The sequence below is a fragment of the Achromobacter sp. genome, assembly GCF_049647645.1.
GTDB lineage: Bacteria > Pseudomonadota > Gammaproteobacteria > Burkholderiales > Burkholderiaceae_B > Achromobacter.
In genome coordinates this window covers 1-4421 of record NZ_JBARYB010000111.1, presented here as the reverse complement: position 1 = coordinate 4421, position 4421 = coordinate 1, and the positions used below count along the sequence as shown (strand labels likewise).

Here is a 4421-nt window from a genome sequence, read left to right as displayed (position 1 = left end):
GGGCCAACGCAGCAGCTCGCCCGACAGGCTGGCGCGGCGGCGGCGCAAGAGCGCGAAGCCCGCCGCGGTGACCAGCACGGCGCCGCCCATCACGAAGGCCAGCGACGGATCCCAGCCGCCGGCAAGGTCCAGGAAGCCCAGCACCTTGGCTGGATTGGCCATGCCGGAAATGATGAGGCCCAGGCCGAACACCAGGCCCGATGCGAAGGCGATCAGCGCAACCATGTCAGAGCGCTCCCAGATGACGGGTGACGTAGACCACGGCAAAGCCCGCGGCCATGAACAAAGCGGTGGCGGTCAGCGAGCGGCGCGATCCGCGCGACACGCCGCAGACGCCGTGGCCGCTGGTGCAGCCCGAGGCGTAGCGCGTGCCTATGCCGACCAGCAAGCCCGCGACGATCAGGCGCGTGGTGCTGGCCTCCACCACGACCGGCGGCAAGGCGCTGCCCAGCCGGTACAGCCAGGGTGAAGCCAGCAGGCCGATCAGAAAGGCCAGCCGCCACATGCCGTCGCGCTCGCCCTGAAGCAGGCCGCCCACAACGCCGCTGATACCCGCGATGCGTCCCGCGCCCGCCATCAGCAGCACGGCAGCCGCACCAATGAGCAGGCCGCCCGCGCCTGCGGACCAGGGAGTGAAGGCGGACCAGTCCAGGTTCACTTGAGTGACTCCATGGCGCGGCCGCAGTACAAACTCGATAGCGTCTTCATGACCTGGCTGACCTCGAAACTGGCCATCTGGTAGTAGACGTATTTGCCTTCGCGGCGCGTTGCGACCAGTCCTTCATCGCGCAGCACGCCCAGTTGCTGGGACAGCGTGGGCTGATGGATTCCGGTCAGCGATTCGAGTTCACTTACGTTGCGTTCGTTCTGGATCAGCTGGCACAGCAGCAGCAGGCGGTCTTCGTTGGCCAGCGCCTTGAGGAGCGCGCAGGCCTGGGAGGCGGATTCGCGCAAGACGGCGACCTCGCACTCGGTCAGGGCTTCATTCATTTGATGCGTATCAATCGGCGTGAGGGAGTTTGATCATTATATTGACCAATATAATATCCAACAATATTATTGAAATATATATAGTGTTTCATCGTGCAGCGACTCGCTGCGACACGAGCGTCCATGTCACCCCAGATCCAGGCTTTCTTCGACTCCGTTACCGCCACCGTCACCTACGTCGTGCATGAGCCCGCGCCGGGCGGCGCCTGCGCCATCATCGACTCGGTGCTGGATTACGACCCCAAGTCCGGCCGCAGCAGCACCGCCAGCGCCGACCGGGTAGCGGACTATGTGCGCCAGCATGGCCTGAAGACCGAGTGGCTGCTGGAAACCCATGCGCATGCCGACCACCTGTCGGCGGCGCCCTACCTGCAGCGGCAGCTCGGCGGCGTCATCGCCATCGGCCAGAGCATCCAGGCCGTGCAGGGCGTGTTCAAGAAGATCTTCAATCTGGAACCCGAATTCCAACTGGACGGCTCGCAGTTCGGCCATCTGTTCGCCGACGGCGAAACCTTCCGCATCGGCGCGCTGACGGCGCAGGCCATCCACGTACCCGGCCACACCCCGGCCGACATGGCCTACCTGATCGGCGATGCGGCTTTCGTCGGCGACACGCTGTTCATGCCGGACGTCGGCACCGCGCGCTGCGACTTCCCCGGCGGCGACGCCCATCAGTTGTACCGCTCCATCCAGCGGCTGCTGAGTCTGCCCGCCGACACGCGGCTGCACATGTGCCACGACTACCCGCCCGCCGGACGCGAAGCCTCCTGGCAGACCACGGTGGCCGAACAGCGCCGCGCCAACATCCACGTGCGTGACGGCGTCAGCGAAGAGGAATTCGTGGCCATGCGCACCCGGCGTGATGCCACGCTTTCCATGCCTACCCTCATCCTGCCCGCCATCCAGGTGAACATCCGCGCCGGCCACTTCCCGCCGCCCGAGGACAACGGCGTGCGCTATCTGAAGATCCCCGTCGACGCGCTCTGACGGCGGCGGCAGGCGCCGCGATCCGGGCTTGCGCGCCCCGGGCTTATCCCGCAAGATCGTCTGATCGCAGAATTGCCGATCAGACGGATCTCCCATGTTTGCAGAAGCCGAAGCCGACCCCAGCCTGTCCAAGGAAGAATTCAAACCGCTGGAGGCGAAGCTGCGCGTCGCCTTGCTGAACGCGCAGTACCAGCGCCTGCAGAAGGCCGACAAGACGCTGCTGATCGTGATAGCGGGCATAGACGGCGCCGGCAAGGGCGCCACCGTCAACCTGCTGAACGAGTGGATGGATCCGCGCCACATCAAGACGTTGGCTTACGGGCCGCGCGAAGGCGCCGCGCTGCAACGGCCGCCGTTCTGGCGCTACTGGAACGACCTTCCGCCCAAGGGCAGCACCGGCATCGTCTTCGGATCCTGGTACGCGCCGCTGCTGCTCGAAGCGACGCGCAAGAAGCCCGACCAGAACAGCATCGAAGCGCAGGCCGCGGCGATCCGCCACTTCGAGGCCATGCTTGCCGCCGAAGGCGTGCAGATCGTCAAGCTCTGGTTCCACTTGTCGGCCAAGGCGCAGAAGGCGCGCGCCGAGCGCCTGCTGGCCAGCCCCGAAACTTCCTGGCAAGTCAGCCCGATCGACCTGAAGGTCTACAAGAAGTACGACCGCATCCGCAATGCCGGCCAGGTGGTGCTGAACCGCACTGACAGCGGCCACGCGCCCTGGGTCGTGATCCCCAGCGCGGACGAGGACATCCGCGCCGCGCGCACCGCCGAAGCGGTGCTGGCCGCCATGCGCCAGCGCGGCGTGCCCCGCATCCCGCCCGCCTTCGTGGCGCATGCCCGGACCACCCGTGTCGTCGACCGCCTGGGCGAACTGGACTACGAGGCCAAGACCGACAAGGACGACTACGAATCCGAACTGGGCCTGCTGCAAGGCCGGCTGGCGCGGGCGGCGCGTTCGAAGAAGTTCCAGGAACGCTCGCTGGTACTGGTGTTCGAAGGCCAGGACGCGGCCGGCAAGGGCGGTGCGATCCGCCGTGTGACGCATGCGCTGGACGCTCGGCAGTTCGACATCACGCCCGTATCCGCGCCCAATAGCGAGGAACTGGCCCGGCCCTATCTGTGGCGCTTCTGGCGTCATGTGCCGCGCCATGGCCGCATCGCCATCTTCGACCGCTCCTGGTATGGCCGCGTGCTGGTCGAGCGCGTCGAGAAGCTGACCACGCCCGCCAACTGGCGCCGCGCCTACGCCGAGATCAACGACTTCGAGGGGCAACTGGCCGCCAGCGGCGCGCTGGTGCTGAAGTTCTGGCTGGCAGTGACGCCGGACGTGCAGCTGGAGCGTTTCCAGGAGCGCGAAAAGTCGCCCTTCAAGAATTTCAAGATCACGGCCGACGACTGGCGCAACCGCGACAAGTGGAAGGACTACGCGGCCGCGGCCAACGAGATGCTGACGCGCACCGACGTCACACACGCGCCCTGGCATCTGGTGTCGGCCAACGACAAGCGCTACGCTCGATTGCAAGTGCTGCGACACATCGTCGAAGCCATGGAAGACCAACTCTGAATCCCGCCTGGAGGCCGCAAGCCATGAGTACCGCAGAAATCCGTCCCGTCGTCGCCGCCGACTTCGAAACCTGGCTGCCGCTATGGAAGGGCTACCAGGAGTTCTATCGCGTCAGCATCGACGACGCGGTCACGCGCAACACCTGGGCACGCTTCCTGGACCCGGCCGAACCCATGCATGCGGCGCTGGCGTATGAAAGCGGCCGGGCCGTCGGCATGGTGCACTGGATCTTCCACCGCTCCACCTGGACCGCGGGCGACTACTGCTACCTGCAGGACCTGTATGTGGACCCTGATGTGCGCGGCACCGGCGCCGGCCGCAAGCTGATCGAGCACGTGTATGCGCAGGCCGCCGCCGCCAACAGCTCGCGCGTGTATTGGCTGACGCATGAAACCAACGCCACCGCCATCCAGCTCTACGACCGCATCGCCGACCGCTCGGGCTTCATCCAGTACCGCAAGGTGATGCCGTGAGCGCGCGCGACCCCAACTGTCCGCTGTGCCAGGAAGACGGCGGCACGCTGCTGTGGCGCGGTCCGCACCTGCGCATCATCGAGGTGCAAGACGCTGACTATCCGGGCTTCACGCGCGTGGTCTGGAACGGCCACCTGGCCGAGATGACCAGCCTGTCCACCCATGGCCGCGACCTGTTGATGCGCGCCGTGTACGTGGTGGAGGAAGCGCAGCAATCGGTCCTGGGGCCCGATAAGATCAACTTGGCCTCGCTGGGCAACATGGTGCCGCATCTGCACTGGCACGTGATCCCGCGCTGGCGCGGCGACCGCCACTTCCCGGATCCGATCTGGGCGCCGCCGCGCGTCGCGGCCGGCGCGGAATCCGCGGAATGGCAGGAGCGCCAGGCGCGCGTGCAGGCGCTGCTGCCG

Annotated in this window: 7 protein-coding genes; 4 read left to right on the top strand and 3 right to left on the bottom strand. The window is 66.5% G+C overall.

The genetic code is table 11. The features are described from left to right. The 3 genes from WBB14_RS13560 to WBB14_RS13550 form a co-directional block, all read right to left on the bottom strand. A partial coding sequence (locus tag WBB14_RS13560) for a DUF6691 family protein (protein ID WP_424240291.1) occupies positions 1–225 on the bottom strand: 225 nt, incomplete at its 3' end. Between the two features lies 1 nt (position 226). After that, positions 227–658 (bottom strand): YeeE/YedE family protein, encoded by a 432-nt coding sequence (locus tag WBB14_RS13555; RefSeq protein WP_424240290.1) that lies wholly within the window; start codon positions 656–658, stop codon positions 227–229. Then, on the bottom strand, positions 655–990 hold the full coding sequence (locus WBB14_RS13550; RefSeq protein WP_424240289.1) for an ArsR/SmtB family transcription factor: 336 nt from the start codon (positions 988–990) through the stop codon (positions 655–657). The genes WBB14_RS13555 and WBB14_RS13550 overlap by 4 nt, the downstream gene beginning before the upstream one ends. 123 nt (positions 991–1113) lie before the next feature. Here WBB14_RS13550 and WBB14_RS13545 point away from each other — a divergent pair, with 123 nt between their 5' ends. The 4 genes from WBB14_RS13545 to WBB14_RS13530 all read left to right on the top strand — a co-directional run. Further along, positions 1114–1977: an MBL fold metallo-hydrolase gene (locus WBB14_RS13545; RefSeq protein ID WP_424240288.1), complete on the top strand. Its 864-nt coding sequence runs from the start codon at positions 1114–1116 to the stop codon at positions 1975–1977. Positions 1978–2071: 94 nt separating this feature from the next. Beyond that, the gene (gene pap, locus WBB14_RS13540; RefSeq protein WP_424240287.1) at positions 2072–3538 is read left to right on the top strand and encodes a polyphosphate:AMP phosphotransferase; all 1467 of its coding nucleotides are present in this window, start codon (positions 2072–2074) and stop codon (positions 3536–3538) included. A 23-nt stretch (positions 3539–3561) separates the two neighbouring features. After that, entirely contained in the window at positions 3562–4011 is a 450-nt protein-coding gene (locus WBB14_RS13535) for an N-acetyltransferase family protein (RefSeq protein ID WP_424240286.1), read from the top strand. Next, on the top strand, positions 4008–4421 hold a 414-nt coding region (locus WBB14_RS13530), incomplete at its 3' end, for an HIT family protein (RefSeq protein WP_424240285.1). The genes WBB14_RS13535 and WBB14_RS13530, both read left to right, overlap by 4 nt.